The sequence below is a fragment of the Streptomyces sp. ME19-01-6 genome (assembly GCF_033793745.1).
Taxonomy (GTDB): Bacteria; Actinomycetota; Actinomycetes; order Streptomycetales; family Streptomycetaceae; genus Streptomyces.
Map to the genome: position 1 here is coordinate 38,422 of NZ_JARAXF010000013.1, position 18,610 is coordinate 57,031.

General features: G+C 70.7%; 15 protein-coding genes and 5 pseudogenes. 10 read left to right on the forward strand and 10 right to left on the reverse strand.

Going from position 1 to position 18,610, the window contains the following annotated elements:
• Position 1: 1 nt before the first annotated feature.
• The 4 genes and pseudogenes from PV419_RS26855 (at position 2) to PV419_RS26870 (ending at position 2,537) form a co-directional block, all read left to right on the forward strand.
• Positions 2-454, forward strand: a complete 453-nt coding sequence (locus tag PV419_RS26855) for a helix-turn-helix domain-containing protein (protein WP_319693329.1) — start codon at positions 2-4, stop codon at positions 452-454.
• A 123-nt stretch (positions 455-577) separates the two neighbouring features.
• Complete coding sequence (locus PV419_RS26860; RefSeq protein WP_319693331.1) at positions 578-928, forward strand: pyridoxal-phosphate dependent enzyme; 351 nt, start codon at positions 578-580, stop codon at positions 926-928.
• 26 nt (positions 929-954) lie between these two features.
• Positions 955-1,280 (forward strand): annotated as a pseudogene (locus PV419_RS26865) (hydrolase); the annotation flags it as partial.
• 783 nt (positions 1,281-2,063) lie between these two features.
• Positions 2,064-2,537, forward strand: coding sequence for an SRPBCC family protein (locus tag PV419_RS26870; protein WP_319693332.1), 474 nt, complete (start codon positions 2,064-2,066; stop codon positions 2,535-2,537).
• 766 nt (positions 2,538-3,303) lie between these two features.
• On the opposite strand, the gene PV419_RS26875 is transcribed toward PV419_RS26870, so the two are convergent.
• Positions 3,304-3,855, reverse strand: a complete 552-nt coding sequence (locus PV419_RS26875; RefSeq protein WP_319693333.1) for a YciI family protein — start codon at positions 3,853-3,855, stop codon at positions 3,304-3,306.
• 260 nt (positions 3,856-4,115) lie between these two features.
• Between PV419_RS26875 and PV419_RS26880 the strand changes: the two genes are divergently transcribed.
• The 3 genes and pseudogenes from PV419_RS26880 to PV419_RS26890 form a co-directional block, all read left to right on the forward strand.
• Positions 4,116-4,610, forward strand: a complete 495-nt coding sequence (locus PV419_RS26880) for a hypothetical protein (RefSeq protein WP_319693558.1) — start codon at positions 4,116-4,118, stop codon at positions 4,608-4,610.
• A gap of 97 nt (positions 4,611-4,707) precedes the next feature.
• Positions 4,708-5,233, forward strand: a pseudogene (locus PV419_RS26885) (zinc-binding dehydrogenase); the annotation flags it as partial.
• A gap of 16 nt (positions 5,234-5,249) precedes the next feature.
• Positions 5,250-5,911, forward strand: a pseudogene (locus PV419_RS26890) (SDR family NAD(P)-dependent oxidoreductase); the annotation flags it as partial.
• A 718-nt stretch (positions 5,912-6,629) separates the two neighbouring features.
• On the opposite strand, the gene PV419_RS26895 reads toward PV419_RS26890, so the two are convergent.
• Positions 6,630-7,517 carry a hypothetical protein gene (locus tag PV419_RS26895; protein WP_319693335.1) on the reverse strand — a complete coding sequence of 296 codons (888 nt, stop codon included), beginning with the start codon at positions 7,515-7,517 and terminating at the stop codon, positions 6,630-6,632.
• Positions 7,518-8,607: 1,090 nt separating this feature from the next.
• Between PV419_RS26895 and PV419_RS26900 the strand changes: the two genes are divergently transcribed.
• On the forward strand, positions 8,608-9,042 hold the full coding sequence (locus PV419_RS26900; RefSeq protein WP_319693336.1) for a helix-turn-helix domain-containing protein: 435 nt from the start codon (positions 8,608-8,610) through the stop codon (positions 9,040-9,042).
• A gap of 102 nt (positions 9,043-9,144) precedes the next feature.
• A pseudogene (locus PV419_RS26905) lies at positions 9,145-9,370 on the forward strand (inositol monophosphatase family protein); the annotation flags it as partial.
• A 364-nt stretch (positions 9,371-9,734) separates the two neighbouring features.
• Here PV419_RS26905 and PV419_RS26910 read toward each other — a convergent pair.
• The 8 genes and pseudogenes from PV419_RS26910 to PV419_RS26945 form a co-directional block, all read right to left on the reverse strand.
• The gene (locus PV419_RS26910) at positions 9,735-10,415 is read right to left on the reverse strand and encodes a VOC family protein (RefSeq protein WP_319693337.1); all 681 of its coding nucleotides are present in this window, start codon (positions 10,413-10,415) and stop codon (positions 9,735-9,737) included.
• A gap of 177 nt (positions 10,416-10,592) precedes the next feature.
• Positions 10,593-10,865 (reverse strand): hypothetical protein, encoded by a 273-nt coding sequence (locus PV419_RS26915; protein WP_319693338.1) that lies wholly within the window; start codon positions 10,863-10,865, stop codon positions 10,593-10,595.
• A 264-nt stretch (positions 10,866-11,129) separates the two neighbouring features.
• Complete coding sequence (locus PV419_RS26920; protein WP_319693340.1) at positions 11,130-11,774, reverse strand: hypothetical protein; 645 nt, start codon at positions 11,772-11,774, stop codon at positions 11,130-11,132.
• A 173-nt stretch (positions 11,775-11,947) separates the two neighbouring features.
• Entirely contained in the window at positions 11,948-13,183 is a 1,236-nt protein-coding gene (locus PV419_RS26925; RefSeq protein WP_319693560.1) for an MFS transporter, read from the reverse strand.
• 173 nt (positions 13,184-13,356) lie between these two features.
• Entirely contained in the window at positions 13,357-14,541 is a 1,185-nt protein-coding gene (locus tag PV419_RS26930; RefSeq protein WP_319693342.1) for an ArgE/DapE family deacylase, read from the reverse strand.
• A gap of 247 nt (positions 14,542-14,788) precedes the next feature.
• On the reverse strand, positions 14,789-15,973 hold the full coding sequence (locus tag PV419_RS26935; protein ID WP_319693343.1) for an MFS transporter: 1,185 nt from the start codon (positions 15,971-15,973) through the stop codon (positions 14,789-14,791).
• A gap of 419 nt (positions 15,974-16,392) precedes the next feature.
• Positions 16,393-16,624 (reverse strand): annotated as a pseudogene (locus PV419_RS26940) (MFS transporter); the annotation flags it as partial.
• A 144-nt stretch (positions 16,625-16,768) separates the two neighbouring features.
• On the reverse strand, positions 16,769-17,557 hold the full coding sequence (locus PV419_RS26945) for an MBL fold metallo-hydrolase (protein WP_319693344.1): 789 nt from the start codon (positions 17,555-17,557) through the stop codon (positions 16,769-16,771).
• Positions 17,558-17,642: 85 nt separating this feature from the next.
• Between PV419_RS26945 and PV419_RS26950 the strand changes: the two genes are divergently transcribed.
• Positions 17,643-18,242 carry a CGNR zinc finger domain-containing protein gene (locus PV419_RS26950; protein WP_319693346.1) on the forward strand — a complete coding sequence of 200 codons (600 nt, stop codon included), beginning with the start codon at positions 17,643-17,645 and terminating at the stop codon, positions 18,240-18,242.
• Positions 18,243-18,610: the final 368 nt, after the last annotated feature.

Sequence of the window (18,610 nt, forward strand, 5' to 3'; positions counted from 1 at the left end):
CATGGTGACCAGGACGCGCTTCGACAACAGCGAATGTCCCGTCGCCCGGTCGGTGGACGCGATCGGCGACTGGTGGTCCCTGCTGATCGTGCGGGACGCCTTCGACGGAAGCCGGCGTTTCGGGGAGTTCCAGCGCAGCCTCGGCGTGGCGAAGAACATCCTCACCGCTCGTCTGCGCACCCTGGTCGCCGGCGGTGTCCTCGAATCCGTCCCCGCCTCGGACGGCAGCGCCTACCGCGAGTACGTACTGACTCCGAAGGGCAAGGCGCTCTTCCCCGTCATCGTGGCACTGCGGCAGTGGGGCGAACAGAACTTCTTCGCCCCCGGCGAACCGCACTCACAGTTGGTCGACCGCCGACAGGGACATCGCCTCCGCACACTGGAAGTGCTGTCCGCGGACGGGCAACGGCTGAACGCCGACGACACCACCGTCCACAAGGTCTCCGCCCAGTGATCCGAGCCGGAGACGCACACTGCCCTGTGCTGGCCGGGGTTTGGGGCGGTGCTTACCGCTCGGAAGGGCTGACGACGTCGACATCGGAAACCGCCGCCTGACCATCGCCGGGCGAGGGCGACAGTGAAGCTGGAGACGGCCAATCCGGTGCGTAGCTTCAAGGGCCGGGGCGCCGATCCGATGCTGAGCACACTTGCCCCCGGTACGCCGGTGGTGTGCGCCAGCTCGGGCAAGTTCGGGCAAGCCGTCGCCTACACGGGACGGGCCCGCGGCATGCCGGTCGAGGTGTTCGTGCCCGAGACCGTCAATCCCGCCAAGCGGGAGCGGATGGAAACCTCGGCGCCCGGGTCGTCGCGGCGGGGCCGGACGGCGCGTCGGCGCGCAAGGCCGCGGCCGCCCACGCCGAACGCCATCCCGACCGCGTCGACCTCCAGGACCGTCTCCAGACGGCGATCGCCGAGGGCGCAGGGATGATCGGGGTCGAGCTGCGTCTACGACATACGTCGCTGGCGCAGATGCAACGCACCGTCCCGGTCATCTCCCAAGAGGGAAAGACGATCGACTACGGCCTCGGCCTGCACCCGATGGAGGCTCCTGGCCAGGGCACCTTCTGGGGCCACGGCGGCACGGTCTGGGGTGCTGGAGCGCTGGCCATGACCCGCGCCGACGGCAACCGGCAGACGCCCATCGCGGTGAACCTGCAGAGTGCAACAGACTCGACTCCTCGGGCAAGCCGCAACCCCATCCCGTCGACGAAGCGCTTGCGGCCCTCTACCAGGTGGCGATGTACGGCAACACCGGAGACGCCCCGCTGGAAGAGCGATGACCACCACAAGGTCCCCTTTTCACCAAGCCGGCGAGTACCTCAAGACGGGAGAATCGAGATGGCAGTAGGAACGACCACAGCACGTTTGACGACATGGCGACGCCGCAGGCTCCTGGCGGCGATGTGGATCGGGCTCGCCCTGACCGCCATCGCCGCCGTCTACCCGTTCGTCGACCATGCCACCACCCATCTGCTGGCCGACCACATCCGGGCCGGCTATCCCCCCTACACCCGGGCGCGCGTCGACTCGGCCGTCACCACCTACCTGATGCTGTTGTCGGTCATCGGGGCGCTCGGCGTCATCGCCTGGCTCTGGACGATCCGGGGCCGTCCGGGTGAACAAGCGGTGGGCCCGCCCCGCCGTGACCGTGATGTTCCTGCTGTGCCCGAGCGTCGGGCTGACCGGGCTGCTCACCAAGGACACCTCCGACGAGACCGCTCCGCGCCACGATGCCACCCCGGAACACGCGGAGCGGTTCGAGGCAGGGCCGCAGGCATCGCGGTGCCCGCGACACGGACTCGACTGGGCCCCTTCAAAAGCGGGTTGTCGGGTGACGTTGCTGGTCACGGTCTGGTCGCGGTGGCGTGTCGCAGGATGCGTATGGGTGAGACTGCCTCCCCGGCCCTCGAAACTTGACCCTTACAAGCCCGCATTGGTGGTACGGGTACGGGTCCGCCCACACGACCGATGAGTTCCGCCTCGCCGCGTCGTCTGCATATGGGGAACGTCCCCCTTCCGCGCCTGCGGGAGACCTAGATGAGATGACAAGGAGCGTGCACACCATGGACCAGGAGAACGTGAGCGCCACCCTCACTGTCGCCGTGCCCGCCGCGACAGTGTTCGCGGTGCTGGCGGACCCGGCGACCCATTCTGCGATCGATGGCACCGGCTGGGTTCAGGAAGCTGTCGACCGGGCGCCGCTGATCGAGGTGGGGCAGATTTTCCGGATGGACATGTATCACGCCAACCATCCAAACGGTGACTACCAGGTGGCCAACAAGGTCCAGGTGTTCGACCCGCCGCGCGCCATTGGCTGGCTGACGGGGCAGGAGAAGGACGGCGGGCTGGAGTTCGGCGGCTGGATCTGGCGCTACGACCTTGCGCCGCTCGGTCCGTCCAAGACTGAGGTCACCCTCACCTACGACTGGTCGGCGGTGCCGCAGTTCATCCGGGAGTACATCCAGTTCCCGCCGTTCGGCCCTGGGCATCTCACCAACTCGCTGCATCACCTGGCCGAGCTTGTCTCCGGTAGGTGATGTCGTCGACCAAGATGACCATCAGTACCGGAGACCTCGGATGCAGACGATACCGGCTGGCGCCCGCTTCGATCGGCTGGCGGGTGCGGGTCAGTGCGCCCTGACGGGGCATGCCCGAACGCAACGGGCCCTGGCAAAGCGTGTACACGTTCTTCCGTCGGTGGCAGGCGGCCGGGGTGTGAGCGAAGCTGGTCACCGCGCTGCAGGCACGGGCGGGTGCCCACGGACTGATCACATGGGGCGTCTCGGTCGACTTCAAAGCCCTCAACAAGGCCCTTGATGACCTCCTCACCGGCCTTGAGGGACAACGGCACAGCGGTCAGCGGTAGCCGCCTACGCCCGCTCCTTGCGGGCAAACGGGGTCCCCGGGCCGCACATCGCCCAGAAGCTCGTCATCACCTCGGGTGAGAACCAGGGCAAGCGCCCCTCGGTCGTCCCCAGCACAGCTGTGGTCGGTGGCGTGCTGAACGGCCGCCAGGTGACCCTTCGAGCATTAACCCGGCCAGCTTGACGAAGGTACCCGGCGTTCGGGCCGGGCCGAGGTCGACGGACCTTCGTTTTCCGGCACTTGCCCCCTTCGCGCTGGTGACAGCCTTCCTACCTCGACGTCGGCCGAGCCGCTGACCAGCGGAGACATGCCTACTTTGCACCTGGTGTCAGAGATAGACAGGAGTCCGGGGCTGTGATCCCCGTGGGTTCTGGTGAAACACGAGGATGTTGAGCGATCCGAAAGGCTTCGGCGGTGACATGGGCCGTACGTCCTCAGTCATGACGGCCGCCCGCCGAACTGCCAGTTGTGCACCTCGATGTCGGCGTACCGCTCCGGGGTCAGGACGGCGCGTGCCGTGTCCGGGTTCGGCGCCCGGACCAACACCGCCGTGCCCAGCCAGGTGGCGCCGTTGTCGGACAGAAGCGGCCCGTAGGCGATCAGCTCGTCCCGGTCGGGCGGCACCGCGAGGTCGGCGGCCTGCCCCGTGCCGAGGCCGAGCACCAGGTACCGGTTGCCGTCGGTCCGGCCGCCGGGGAAGTCCCACATGGTGCGCCCCAGCGTGTTGCGCCAACGTCGTAGCAGCACGTCCCGGTAGACGCCGGCCTGGTAGTTCGGCTCGTCGAAGGCGAACGCGCGGGCAGCGGCGGGATCGGGCAGGTCGACGATGTGCACGCTGCCGGTGGGTGTGTCGCCGTCGTCGGCGAGGGTCGGGCCCCGGGCGATCATCTCCTTCGCGTACCGGTCCATATAGGACCAATGCTCTTCCGATAGCTCGTAGCGCAGCGGCAGGGAGCCGGGCCGGTCGCGGTGGTAGCAGAGAAACTCCATCCCCGAATGATCTCTTCAAGGGGGGAACCAGGTCGAGCGGGTTTCGCTGCGCTGACTGCTCGGCAGCCTCATCCAGAAGCACGCGTGCCGACGCGCACCAGCGAATCCGAGGCCGCGGCAGATTCCGGCCCCTTCAACAAACCGTGGAACCCTCAAGACCCTGATGCGCAGCATGCCGCAGGATGGAGCTGCCGCCGGCTTGGCCCGGGCCGGCAGGATTCATCGTGTGCGAGCACGTCGAGATCTGGGGAGATCAGGGGATGGCTGGTGAGGGCGGCGTCGGTCGGGAATCTGCCGGGTTCGAGGTGGCTACCGGCGCCGGAGCGCTCCCCGCGGGGAACGCCCGGGAACGAGAAGCTGCGGTACAGGCGGCGTTCGAGGGACTGCTGCAGATCCGGCGGCTGATGAACACCGGGACTGCTACCCCCGAGAATGTGCCCGCTGAATGGGAACGGCGCCAGCCGGTGCGCGCCGTTGCCCTCGCCCTGGAGGCTGCCGGCATCCCGCCGTCTGCCACCGACCCAGAAGAGCGCCGCATCGCGACCGGATACTGCGTTCGCGCCGCCGACCAGGCCGACGTCGTGCGGATCGAATGGCTGGGTCCTCCAGGAAGCGGTGCCGCGTACGCAGCCCACGAAGAGTTGAAGCGCTGCGTGGACGTGCTGCGCCGCCTGGGCTGGGAGGCTTTGGAGTACCGGGGGCCACGCGGCCGCCGCTACCTCGAGGCCGAGCCAGCCTCCCCACCGCTCAGGTGAGGCGGGAGACCGAATCAGCGCGTGAGCCGGGTGGCGGTGAGGGCTGCTGTTCTACTGACCGCACGAGCACTCCGCTTTGTCCGCGCTGTCCAACGCAGCGTCTGGCGTGCGCATCCCCCATGCGCAGGGCACTCTGGTCGCCACCGACGAACACCCGGCCTAGGAGTTCCTGCCCAGCCTGCTCGCCGTGTCCGACGTGATGGGCACCTGCTGGTACGCCGCTTGGGCCGCGGAGGTCAAGCCCGGTGCCACCGCCGTGGTGGTCGGTGACGGAGCGGTGGGCCTGTGCGGTGTGATCGCCGCCAAGGAACTCGGTGCGGAGCGGATCATCGCGATGAGCCGCCACGAGCCCCGCCAGAAGCTCGCCCTGGAGTTCGGCGCCACCGACATCGTCACCGAACGCGGCGAAGAAGGCACGGCGCGCGTCAAGGACCTCACCGGCGGGATCGGCGCCGACTCGGTACGGGAGTGCGTCGGCACCACACGGGCCATGCAGCAGGCCCTGCACTCGGCCCGGCCCGGCGGCAACGTCGGCTTCGTCGGCGTTGCCGCACGAGGTGCGGTTCGACGGGCAGGAGCTGTTCTTCTCCCACGTCGGCCTGCGCGGCGGCCCCGCCCCCGTCCCCACGAGGACCCACCGTGACCACATTCGCTCTCGTCGGCGCCGGACCGGGCCTGGGGCTGGCGGCCGCCCGGCGCTTCGGCGCCGCCGGCCACAGCGTCGCGCTCATCTCCCGCAGCGCCGACCATCTGGACGGCCTGGTGGCCGAACTGGGCGGCGACGGCATCCAGGCCTGCGGCTTCGCCGCCGACGTTCTCGACCCCGCCTCCCTCACCACGGCCCTGCAGGCGGCCGCCGAGAAGCTCGGCCCCATCGAGATCCTCCAGTCAGCCCCGTGCCCCGTGCCGACTTCATGAAGCCGGTCCTGGACACCAGCGCATCCGACCTCGACGCCCCGCTGGCCTTCTCCGTCAAGGGCCCGGTCACCTGCGTCAACGCTGTTCTGCCCGGGATGCGGGCGCTCGGCCACGGCGCCCTGGTGTTCGTCAATGGCGGCAGCGCGGTGCGCCCGCATCCCGAGCGGGCAGGCACCTCGATCGCGTTCGCCGCCGAGAGCGCCTGTGCGCGCATGCTCCACGACACGCTCGCCCCGGAGAACATCCACGCAGCCCAGCTGATCATCCCCGGTGCCATCCGCCCCGATGCCGAGCGCGGCAGCCCCGGCGTCCTGGCTCAGCGCCTGTACGCCATCCACACCGAGCGCAACGGGTTCCGGCACTATGCCGAGCCCCTGCCCGGCTGCCCCCGGGACGACGCCCATGCACCCGACCGCCCCTCGTGTCCTGGCCCGCGCCGTCCCGGCAGCCGCGCTCCTGCTGGCCATGACGGTCTGCACCGAGAAGTCCCCGGCCTCCTCGTCTGCGGCGTCCTCCGCCGCGCGGACGCCGGCAGGCCCACTCTCGGCACTTCAGCGAAGACGCGTAAGAGCTCGCGACCGAGCCGAAGGAACTCCACGTCGTTTCGGGCGCCCCGCTCGGCTTGCCGGTACTGCCACAGGGCCAACCAGACGAGCGCGACCAACTCGCCCTCGCCCCCGCCGTCGCCGTAATCGAGGCAAAGGCAGCCGAGGAGTCACGAGTCCTGGTGTTTGCCCCGCGGTATTGGGCGGTTGCTGCTGGACCATGTGGCCGACCAGGCCACGGGCGAGGGGGCGCCCGCGCCGACCTCTCCTCGGGATCGGCCGAGGGCGTGATCGTCCGGCCTGGATCTGCTGAAGGGCCGGGGCGACACGCGCTCCAGGGCGTAGCGGCGGAATCGGGTGTACACCGTCTTCCACGGCCGGCAGGTCGCGCCAGGCCCGTCGCGGCTCGCGGTAGCAGTGGTGCGAGTGACTCCCACTCGTGGCCGGTGAGTTCATGGCGGCGTATCACGGCCACCATGATCCGCCACCTAATGATCTTTGAAGACGGACCCTGGTTGGCCGCGACGGGCGCTGAAGGGCAGGCCGCTCGCCGGTGTCATCGGGGGGCGGCCGCACCGAGCGCGTCGTGCGCGGCGCGGATCTGCCGGTCGCGCAGTGCGGTCCAGTCCCGTTCGACGGTCGGGTGCTCCGTCAGCCACGCCCGCTGGGCGGCGCCGAGCACGGTGTAGGCGGTCGTCAGGTAACCGGTGCTCTCCTTGCAGCGCAGGTCCGCGCGCGCCCGGGGGCCTGTCCGGGCGTCCGCCTCGGCGGGCAGGTCCCGCTGCAGCGCGACGGGGTCGGAGTCGTCGAACCCGGCCTGCCGCATGCAGCGCTGCCACCGGTCGCCCACCGCGCGGAACTCGACGCTCTGGCCGATGGCCCCGCGGGACTGCTTCTCGCCGTCGTCCAAGCGCAGCCGCAGCGTCAGCCACCGCACGCGCCCGTCGCTGAGGAGGCGCTCCTCCGCGTCGGCCTGGCAGCCGGTCGCGGGGCGGGTCACCCTGAGCGTGCGGTCCGTCGCGGAGATCCGCTTGTCGGGGTCGCCGTACAGGGCGCGTACGTACGCCTCGCCGCGGGGCTCCTCCGGTACGGCGGGCGGGACGAGGTCCGCGGGCTCCAGGCCGAACGGCGCCGGGTAGGAGGTGGCGTGGTCGGAGGTACGCGGGGCGGGTGGCGGGGTGTACCGGAAGCCGTGCCGGTCCATGCAGGCCGCGATCAGTCGCTGCCGGGCCTCGCTCACCCGGACGTCGTCGGCGGTGAGGGCGTACAGGAACCGGTACAGGGGCAGGCGAGCCTTGAGTTCGGCCAGGGAGGGCGGTGGCTCCGGTGGCGGCGCCGTGCCCCGCGAGCACCCCGTGAGCACTCCCGCGGCGAGTGTGGTGACGAGGACGAGCGCGACCACGAGGCCCCGGGGAACACGGCGGGCACGGGTGTCGCCAGGCATGCGGACTCCTTCCGTACGGGCCCGGCGGCAGGCGGCGCCGAAGGGCCCGTGGACGGTTCGGGTGAGGGAGCGTCAGTAGCAGTTGACCGACGTCGTCCCGCGCAGCCGCAGGGAACTGGCACGGTCCTTGAGCGCGGTCGGCAGTTCGTACACGGAACTGCCCGGTTCACACAGAACAGGAAGCCGTTGGTCTCCCAGTCGCTGCCGACGCCGGTGTAGTAGTGGCTCTCGTAGCCGCCGGTGCTGGAGTTGCTGGCCGCCCACACGTTGTTGTGGACCACCGTGCCGTCACCGACCCGGTCGTTGCTGAAGTCGGTATCGGTGTCGAAGAAGGCGTGGCTGGTGGAGCCCCGCTCGAACTTGAAGACGCAGTGTCACCCAGAGGCGCAGTTGGGCGCGGCCGACGCGGGCGTCGCCCCCAGGAGCGCTTGGGACGACATCGCCACGACGGCCGCGGCGGTGAGGACCGTCCACTTCTTCCCCATGCGCATTGCATCCACCTTCCGGTGCTGGTCGGTTGTCCGTTGATGTGCCGTGCCGCGCGGCGCCGAGGACATCCCGCGGAGCCGCGGAGCCGCGCGGCAGTACTCTGCCGCCCGCCGGAGACGGCCGTCATTACCCCTCGACGCCCGCTTGTTGGCGAATAGCGCACTTCCCTCACGCGGCCCCGCGACGTGAAGCTGATGCCGGCGTCACCAGCGGTCGGCGACGCCGTACACGGGGACCGAACGGGGGCTACGGATGCGGGCACTTTTCGACAGCACGGACTTACCGGAGCGGGAAGCAGGGGAGGGGTGGGCCGAGACGACGGCACTCGCCCTGGTCACCACCCGCTTCCGCTTCCTGGAGCCGGAGTCGTTCGGGGCGCGGATACGGGCCATGTCCTCGGGCGCGACACAGATCTCGGCTTTGGCCTACGACTCGTTGTCCTCCCTGCGCGCCCCGGCACTCATCAGGCGGTCCGATCCGGGGCTGTACCAGTTAGCGGTCATCACGTCCGCTCGCCCGGTTCCTGACCGGCCTGGTCGCGGAGTCCGCGCAGTGCACACCGCGCGACATCACCCGGCTCGGCGGCACGGTCGTCGACCTGGTGGCAGCCACGCTGGCCCACCACGCCGACCGCGAGAACGCGCTGCCGGCGGAGTCCCGACGGCACGCGCTGTTCCTGCGGGCGAGCGCCTTCGTCCGGGAACGGGCCGGCGAGCCGGACCTCAGCCCCGCCGCCATCGCGGCGGCGCACGGGATCTCGCCGCGCTATCTTCACCGGGTGTTCCAGCAGCACGGAACAACGGTGTCGGGATACGTGAAGCGGCTCCGCCTGGACCGCTGCCGCCGCGACCTGGCCGACCCCGGCCTCGGCCATCTGCCGGTGCACGCGGTGGGCGCCCGCTGGGGGTTCCCCCGGGCCGCCGAATTCAGCCGGGCGTTCCGGGCCGACACCGGGATGCCGCCGGGCGAGTACCGCTCCCTCGTCCAGCGGTCCGCGGTGGTCCCGGCGGGCGACCGGGAGCGGACCGACCCCTGACCGGTCGGGCGCGGCCCGTGCGGTGGCGAGCGGGCCGCCGCACGGGCCGAAGGTCAGACCGCCGTCCGCTCGTGCACGTACTCTGCGCAATGTGATCAACTCGTAGTGCGCAGCATGTACCGCCAACGGCTCCCCCGTATCGACAAGGGCGCCGGGGACTTCGCCACCGTCGCCGATGTGGAGGCCGAGAAGACGATCCTCAGCGTCATTCATGCCGCCCGGCCCGATGACGCTCTGCTCGGCGAAGAGGGCGGACAGCAGGGTGCCACGGAGGCCCCGCCAGTGGTTGGTGGACCCCTTGTGCGGCACGCTGAACTACGCCGTCGGCAAGCGCGCCGCGTACGTCACGGACGGCGGCGATCTGTCCGGGAGCGTGTCGTGGCCGCCGACAGCGAAACCCACCAGTTGCTGATGTCGATGGTCCGCAACTGGCACTGCGCCCGACGGGTCGTCCGAAGTTCGACCCGTGCATGTGAACAAACGCCTTTGTCAAAGCGGTTGGGCCGGCGGTTGGCGCCGCGGGCCCAGGATGCGGCGCCTGGCCGACTCGGGTTCGCAGCTCCTACCTGCGGTTTCCCGGCGACGTACCGAGTGCCGGACGAAGCGTCGTACTCCGCTGAAGTCGGTCTCCCGATCCTGTACTTCACCGGCTTTGCCCGATGCGGACACGAGGGCTGCCGAGCAAGACAGAGCTAGTCGCGGTCGAGGGCGGTGCAGACGCAGACCTTGTTGCCGTCGGGGTCGGCCAGCACGGTGTACGACGGCGCATGGGTATCGTCGACGACGGTGCCTCCCGCGGCGACGGCGGCCGCGATGCGCTCGTCGGCCACCTCCGGGGCCAGCCACAGGTCGATGTGCCAGCGTTGGCACGGGGTCTGATGGGCGTCGGTCCCCTGGAACCATACGCTCGGCACACGGTTCGTCGGGTCGAGGACGTCGAGGACCGCGTCGCTCACCGTGCGGCTGGTCCCTCCCGTGAGCAGCGCGGACCAGAATGGGGCCACTGCCGTCTCGTCGGCGGTGTCGAGCGCGAGCTCCAGCTGTGCCACCTCGCTGGGAACGGCGGTCAGGCCGCGCTCCCGGGCAAGCCCGGTGATGGCGCGGGCCAGCTCGACGTCTTGAGTCGTGACCCACCGCCCACCGGTGTCAGCGTCGACGGTGGACACGGCCACATCGACGAACCCGCGCCCCAACCGGATCTCCGGCTCCTGGCCGGCGGCGACCGCCGCCTTGGCGACCGCGGAGACGAACTCGGCCCCACTGGCGGTGTCGGCGACGCGGTAGCGGGCGGCGAGGGGCTGGGCGAGCTTGCGCCAGTCGCCGAGCCCGGCCGCGATCGCTCCGAGGATTTCCTGGGTGCCGAGTGTCTCCATGGCCCAATGCTTCCACGGCTCCCCGAAGTCGTCATTCGGCTCGCTGTGTTCGGCAGCACCACCACACAAGTGGAGCCAGACCCGCGAGAAGTGAACGAAGCCACATCAGGCGGCTCTGCCCGACACTGCACGATCAACCGGTCATGTGCGGGCTCTCAGAGGTCACTCTCCGGCCTGTCACTGGCGCAGCAACTCGGCTGCGATCGAGTATGGCGGTGCCACTGCCTGGGAGCGGGCGACATGCTCGACGATCGCGTTTCCTGGACAAAGCGGTCGTCGGCGGGTCGGGGGTATGTGCTGGCCGGCCGCGAGGGTGCTCAGCCCCAGATCGTGCATCACGCAGGCGGCGAGCTCGGCCAACAGGCGGGGGAACTGGAAGCCGCGGATGCTGTGCTCGGCGATCGGCGTGCTCTCCGACTTCTGTACGAGGGCGAGGCTCGCGTCGGCCATCGGCAGCGTGTGGCACCCTCGCGGCGGTCGGAGCCGACCGGCGCCGGGCCCTCGAGCTCCTTGGGGCCGCCGTGTTCGAGCTCAGGACGGGTCGACAAGGGTGAACCGCGTTGAATCGGGGTGGAAGCGTGTGATGCGCGGGAATCCCTTGGCCAGCACCTTGCCAGAGCGAGGTAGAGGTACGGGCGTGTCCAGCCCCCAGCGAGTGGGCGCCCACCGCCGCCCGCCGCTGAGGCTTGACCAGTTTCCCCTGTGACCGCACATCTAGACCGGGAAGACGCCGGGGCAGGGCTCGGCGCGGGACCGGGTGCGTATCCGCTCGGCCGCCGTGGGCGGCCAGACCGTGCCGGACGCCCAGATGATGTTGCTGAGCCGGCCCGCTTCGCGGGGCTCGAGGCCGGTGAGATCGGCAGCGGACAAGTCGAGGACGACCGTGAAGAGGGCGGCCTGCAGCGACTCGCCGATCTTGCTCATGCGGCATGCGGTGCCCGGCATGCTCCCATCGCGTACCAGGACGGCGAAGGGTTCAGGGCTGCGCAGTTTCGACAGGGCACGGGCGAGTCGGGCGACACTTCTGCCGATGTCGGCGAGACCGCCGTCGTCGAGAGTGTCGCGGTCGTGGACGCTGACGAACCTGCCGAGCCGGTCGTGCCCTCGGATGCGTGCGCACGATCCTGTGTACAGGCGGCGACTGATACGGCTCAGCCGGCGGGCGAGGGCCTTGGCCTGGCGGCGAGCGTTGACGTTCCGCTTTTCGTTTTTGTAGGTCCGGGTATCCGCGAGAGCACAGATGAGTTCGTACAGGTCCGCTTGGGCTGACGCGAGGTCGAGGGCGAGCTTGGCGGGGTCGCGACGGGCCAGGACACAGTTGATCGACGACGGCAACGAGACGGACTTCGCAGCGGTCACGCAGGTGCTCCTCACGGTGTTCTCCGCTCTCGCCGAGGCGGTCGCGATAGCCGGTGTCCCCCACGATGCGCTCACTGCCCCGGGACCGGTCCCCAGGCAGCGAGCACTGTCTGCTGACGCGATGACGAACCGCGCTTCGCAGTACGCGACCCACGACGTTTCCCGCTGGACGGCTACCGGCTCGTGCTCTCCCTGCGTTCCTGGTCCGGCCAGGCCTGACCAACCCCCTGGTCGGGGCCGGTCGGCGGAGGTGTGACGGCACGCCCGGTGCGTGCGGTGAGCACCATCACGGCCAGGCCGAGCGCCACGACCGCCGCACCCACATACAGCGGCGCGGTGTAGCCCAGGCCGGTGCTGATCGCCAGGCCGCCGAGCCAGGCGCCCAGGGCGTTGCCGACGTTGGAGGCCGAGACGTTGGCGCTGGCGGCGAGTGGCGCGCCGCCGGCGGCGTCCGTGACACGGGTGATCATGCCGGGGACGGCGGCGAACCCGAAGACGCCCATGAGGAAGACCAGGACGACCGACGCGACCCGCCCCTCGGCCAGCAGCCCGAACACGGCGAGTGTGGCGGCTAGTCCGGCCAGGGAGGTGATCAGCGTACGGTCGCGGTCGCGGTCGGCCGCCCGGCCCCCGGCGATGTTGCCGATCACCAGACCGGTGCCGTAGACGACGAGCAGCCAGGCGACGTCCGTGCTGGAGAAGCCGGTGACCTCGGTGAAGGTGTACGCGATGTAGCTGAACGCCCCGAACATGCCGCCGTAGCCGAGGGCGGTGGCGGCCAGGGTCAGCCAGACCTGCCCGGAACGGAAGGCCCGCAGCTGCGGGCGCAGACCGGCCGCCCGGTGGGCCTTGTCCACGGCGCCCGCCCAGGCCGGCACCCACACGGCGATGGCCGCCACGGCCAGCACGCCGATCCCCGTGATCGCCCAGAACGTGGCCCGCCAGCCCCAGCGCTCACCGACCAGGGCACCGAACGGCACCCCCAGCACATTGGCGACCGTCAGCCCCGCGAACATCACGGCGACCGCGCGCGAGGCACGCTCCGGCGGGACCATACGGCGGGCGACAAGCGAACCGATCCCGAAGAAGGAACCGTGACACAGGGCAGCGACAACCCGGCCCAGCAGCGCCACAGCGTAGGTGGGCGCCACGGCCGACAGCAGATTGCCGAGGACGAACAACACCACCAACCCGACAAGCACGGTCTTGCGATGGATGCGAGTGGTAGCGGCGGTCAGCAGGATCGCGCCGATCGCAACACTCAGAGCGTATCCCGAGATGAGCCACCCGGCCGCGGCCTCCGAGACATCCAGGTCATGGCTCACCTGGGGCAGTAGACCCGCGATCACAAACTCGGTCAGACCGATCCCGAAACTGCCCAGCCCGAGCGCGACCAACCCAGCCGGCATCCGCCGCCCGCCCCCGCCCTGTCCGATGTTCACGCAAACATCATGGAGCCCGGCCGCCGAACTCGACAAGGCCCTCGCCGCGGACGCACGGTCGCCGGCAGCCAGGCCACCGCCGTGGTGCTGGTCGACCTGCGTGATGATGATGCACCTTTCGTTCCGTACCGGCCGCGGGGTCAGGAACAGAAATCGGTGATGATGTCGGTGAGGATGGCGGTGAGGCGGTCCAGCGAGGGGAGGTCGACGTACTCGGTGGCCGCGTGCGCGCCGGCGCCGTCGACGCCGAACAGCAGACACGGGATGCCGGCGCGGTCCAGGAGGGCGCAGTCGGTCCAAAAAGGCTCGGCGCGCACCACGGGCGGGTGGCCGAGGGCCCGCTCGGCGTGGCGGGCGAGGGTACGGACGACGAGTGCCTCCCGGTCGGCTTCGAAGGGGTCGCGGTGCAGGCCGCGCGTCAGCCGGAAGCGGAAGTCGGGGACCGTGTCGGCGAGACGGTCGAGGACGCCGGTCATCTCGCGTTCGACACCCTCGACGCTCTCGCCGGGGACGGTGCGGCGCTCCAGGGTGATGCGGCAGTGCGCCGGGTAGGTGGAGGGTTCCTCACCGCCGTGAATGACGGAAGCGTGCACAGTGCCGGTGCCCAGGAGGGGGTGGGCCGGGCCCTGCGCGAGGCGCTGGCCCAGTTCTTCCAGGGCGACCAGGAAGTGCCCGGCCTTGGCGATGGCGTCGATGCCGAGTTCGGGCATCGAACCGTGGGCCGCGCGGCCCTCGATCTCCACGTCGAACCACGCGAAACCCTTGTGGGCGAGGGTGACTTCGAGATGGCTGGGCTCCGTGACGATCGCCGCGTCGGCCGTGAAGGACTCCAGCACTTCCTCGGTGCCCAAGCTGCCGTGCTCCTCGTCGGCGACGCAGGCGAGGATGACATCGCCGCGCAGGGGCCCGTGGGCGGTGGCGCGGGCGGCTGCGACCATCATGGCCGCGATGCCACCCTTCATGTCAAAGGTGCCGCGGCCGTACATCCTGCCGTCCCGGATCTGCGGGTCGAGCGGGTCGCCGTCGTAGTCGGCAAGGCTGACCGTGTCGAGGTGGCCGTTGAGCATGAGGGAACGGCCGCCGCCGGTGCCGCGGGCGATCGCGACAAGTGAGGGCCGACCGGAGCGCTTTTCCAGACTGCGCACCTCGAAGCCGCGGGCGGCCAGCCACTGGCTGCAGAAGCCGGCGACGGCGCTCTCGCCCGCTCCGCCGGGCACGAGGTCCGGGTTGACGGAGTCGATGGAGATCAGCCGGGCCAGCAGGCGGCCGGGCTCCGAGTCCAGGGAGGTGACAGCCGCTGGAGTCGAGGGGATCTCGGGGAGCATGAGGACCTTCCAAAATCTGATGCCGCCCGGGGAGTCCGGAGCGGGACGGTGAGAGGGGCACGCGGGCATGGCGTCCTTTGCCCAGCACCGTGCCCCGCCCGCCTCAGATCGGTCCAGCGAAGTTTTCCGAGCACCAGTCATCGGGAAATCCGAACGATCTGCCGACGAGTGTCAGCAGCGGTCGATGTCCGGGCAGCAGGTGTTCGACGGCCAGGCGGATCGATGATCTGTCGGCCTGCTCGTGGCTTTATGCAGTCCGGTGCCGAGCGGTGGCGGAGAGGATGAGGAGAAGGAGCCCGGCCGCAGGGGCCAGCGCGAAGGCGGCGGAGGCGCCCAGCTCGTCGGCGGTGCGGCCGGCGAGGGATGCCGCCAGCGCCGAGCCGGCCGCGCTGGCGGAGTTGTTCCAGGTGAACGCCTGGGTGAGGACCGCCGGGTGGACGGACTTCTCGGTGAGGACGTTGAGCAGGACGAGCGTGGGCGGTACCGCCGCCTCTGTGACCACCACGGAGGCGCCGAGCCAGATCGCGGACGGGGCAAGGGGAAGCAGCAGGCTCGTGCCTGTCAGATATGCGGCTGCGATGACGAGTTGAAGATGTGCCGGGGCGCGGTGTCGGCGCAGCCCGTAGAGCCAGCCGGAGAGCAGCCCGCTGAAGCTGGAGGCGGCGATGATCGGCGCGGCTGCTTCGGGCGCGTCGTGTCCCGTGGCGAAGGCGCTCACCGAGACGCCCATGGTGCCGAAGTACATCCCGATGGCCAGGTTGAGCGTGGCGAGGAGGAGGAAATCCCATCTCAGCAGCGTCCGTTCGGGTTGGGCGCGCTCTGTGTACTGGCGGGCCGGCCGGGGCGCGGTGCGGCGCTGGGCGGTCAGTGCCGCACCTCCGCCCAGGACCAGGGCAGCGGCGGTGGCGCTGGCGATCGCCGCGTCGCCGGCCGCACCGAGCGCGGAGACGAGCACGGGACCGAGGAGGAAAGCGGTGGCGTTGGCCAGTGATTCCAGGGAGAAGGCGGTGGGCAGTTCGTCGCTCCGCTCCTCGCGCAGCAGGTGGGCCCAGCGGGCTGCGGAGAGGGCTCCGAGCTGCGGGATGGCCGCGCCGGCGCAGGTGGCGGAGGCGACCGCCGCGGCCTGGGCGGTGGACGCAAGGACGCCGGCGACGGCGGCGGCGTGGGCGAGGAGGGCGAACGGCAAGACGCGGATTTGGCCGAACCGGTCGATTAAGCGGGCCAGGTGAGGGCCGATCAGCGCCTCGGCCAGGGCGAACCCGGCGGTGGCGAGGCCGGCGGTGCCGTAGGAGCCGGTGCGGGCGTGCAGCAGCCAGACCAGACCGAGGCCGGTCATGGCGATGCCGACGCGGCCCACTGTGGCGGCGAGGAAGAAAGCGGCGGCACCGGGGGTGCGCAGCAGTGAACGGTAGCCGGAGGCGGCGGACGACATGAGGAGTCCTTCGTCGTCGCCGGGCGGGACGGGCCACACCCAGGTCGCCGGCGCCTGGCACCCCTCCGGGGTGCGATGAAATGGTGCGACCCATGGCCCGCCAGGGACGTCCAGAACTGCGGAAGGACGGGACACGCGTCCTCACCGCCGCCCCGTTCACCAGGCGGAGGAGCAATTTTGGGCCCGGTCCAAGGCGGGACCGAGCAACTGGGAGGACGGTAACAGGACGGAGCAGGGTTCGTGCAAGGGCTTTGCGGACGGCGGCGGCGCGGGAGGGCCGGAGGAAGAGGCGGTTGCGTGGCGGCTCACGGCGACGGTCGGCCCAGACTGCGCCCCCGACGACCAGCACGTCGGCCATGGCGGTGGCGAGCAGGCGCCCGGTGGCGTACGGGCGCTTCGGTGCGGGGCTGGTGATGTGGGCGAGAGATACGTCCGACCGCGATGGCCGTCGGCACCGAACCGGTGGCGGGCCGGGCACTGAGCAGACCGGCGAGGCCGGTGGAGCCGAGCATGTCCTGCGCGCGCGAGCAGGGCACCGACGGTCGCACCCGCCGCCAGACCGGCGCCGCTGAGGATCTGAACGGCGATCAAGACGCTCAGGACGCGGCGCCGCACCTGAGACCGCTGCAGAGCCTCGATCCGAGCAGGCAGGGTAGTCGTCGCAAGAGAGTTCTCTCGCTGGGCGCGACCCGGCCGGACAGTGTCACCGGTGGGTCCGGCCGAGCCGGGGAGCGCGCGGGCCGGCCGGCCTTGCCGAGGCACCGGTCGGCAAGGCCGGCCGGCCCGGCTGCGTGGTCAGCAGTGGTCGCCCAGGTCCAGGCGGTCAAGCAGCCCGGCATCGGTGAAGGCGGCGACCAGTTCGTCGCGGCCCTCGGTGAAGTGCGCCCAGCTGTCGTAGTGGACGGGAACCACCCGGCGGGCACCGAGGATCTGGGCAGCGTCGGCGGCCTGTGCGCTGTCGAGGACGATCAGCGCGCCGTCGAAGAGGACGGGGAAGCGGGGAGCCCCGGCGAACAGGATGGCGGTGTCCACCGGGCCGAACCGCTCGGCGATCTCCTTGACCAGGTCGAGCGAGGCGTTGTCGCCGCTGACGTAGACCGTGGGCAGGCCTTCCCCGGTCAGGACGAATCCGACGACCTGGCCGGTGATCGGTTCGACTTCCTCGCGCGCGCCGGGCCCGTGGACGGCGGGCACGCCTGTGACCGTGATCGTGCCGCCGTCGGGGCGGTCCAGCTCGATCGACTCCCAGTCGGCCAGCCCCCTGGCCCCCTCCCCCAGGCGCTGCCCGCCCCCAGGTGTGGTCAGGGTCAGCGGGACGTCGGCGAGCAGTGCGCGGCCGGAGTCGTCGAGGTTGTCGGGGTGCTCGTCGTGGGAGAGCAGGACCACGTCGATACGGCCGAGGTCGGCCGGCGCGGCGGAGGGGGGCGCCGTCTTGGTCAGCCGGCCGCCCGGCACGTGGTAGTCGCGGGGTGCGTCGAAGGTCGGGTCGGTCAGGAAGCGCAGGCCACCGTAGGCGAAAAGGGCGGTCGGGCCGCCGAAGACGCGGATGGGGACCTGCTCAGTGGTCGTGCTGGCAGCAGCCATCGGAACCTCACGGATGGGGAGCAGTTTATCCGTGAAGAACGATAGCGGCGTCTCACGGATGAACACAACCCGTACCATGACAGCTATGAGCGAGACCCCGACCGCCGAATCCGTGCCACCGCCCGCGCCGGGGGCGGAGGAACACCTCGCCCTCGACTTCGTCAACAGCGCCATCGCGCTGCCCGGAGGGCACTTCATCGATCTCCTCGGCACCCCCCAGGCCACGAATCGGTGGCTCACCGAACACGGCCTCGCGCCGGCTGACGCCGGGGTGCAGGAAATGTGCGCGACGCAGCTACGCTCCCTGCGCGAACACCTCAGGGCATTGTTCGCCGCCCGCGTCGCCGGGCTGCCCGCCCTGCCCGCGGCACTGTCCGCCGTCAACGACGCGCTGAGCAGAGCTCCCACGGCCGCCCTGCTGTACTGGGACGAGAAGAGTGGCCCCTACCGCGCGGCGCCGTGCCCCACCAACGAGATCCTCGACCGCGCTCTCGCCATCCTCGCGGCCAACGCGGCCGATCTCCTCACCGGCCCAGACGCCGACCGCCTCACAGGCTGCGGTTCCACCCCCTGCAACCGCTACCTGCTGCGCCACGGGCGCCGCCAATGGTGCTCCACCCGCTGCGGCGACCGCGCCCGCGCCGCCCGCGCCTACGTTCGACGCACCCGCCCGACAGCAGACTGACGGCCCCGTGCCGCCCGGTGGAGGACACGTGGCGCGGGCAGTTCACGGAGTGAGCGAGGGGAGGTCGAAGGTGCCGTCGATCGCCAGGCCCGAGCGGACCATCTCGCGACCGCATCCTCGATGGCGCCCCGCGGTTCTCCGTAGTACCCGCCGATCGCCATCAGGGGAGTCTCCCTGCGGTAGCCGCCCCACAGCCGGTGCAGCGGCATCCGCAACGCCTTGCCGACAGCGTCCCAGATCGAGGTGTCGACGCCGACCGAGGCCACCGGGCCGTGACGGCGGTCCCGCAGAATGTCGTAGGTGACCGGATAGGCGAGGTCCCACCAGCGCTCGGTGGCGAACGCGCCTCACCGATCTGGCGCGCAGCG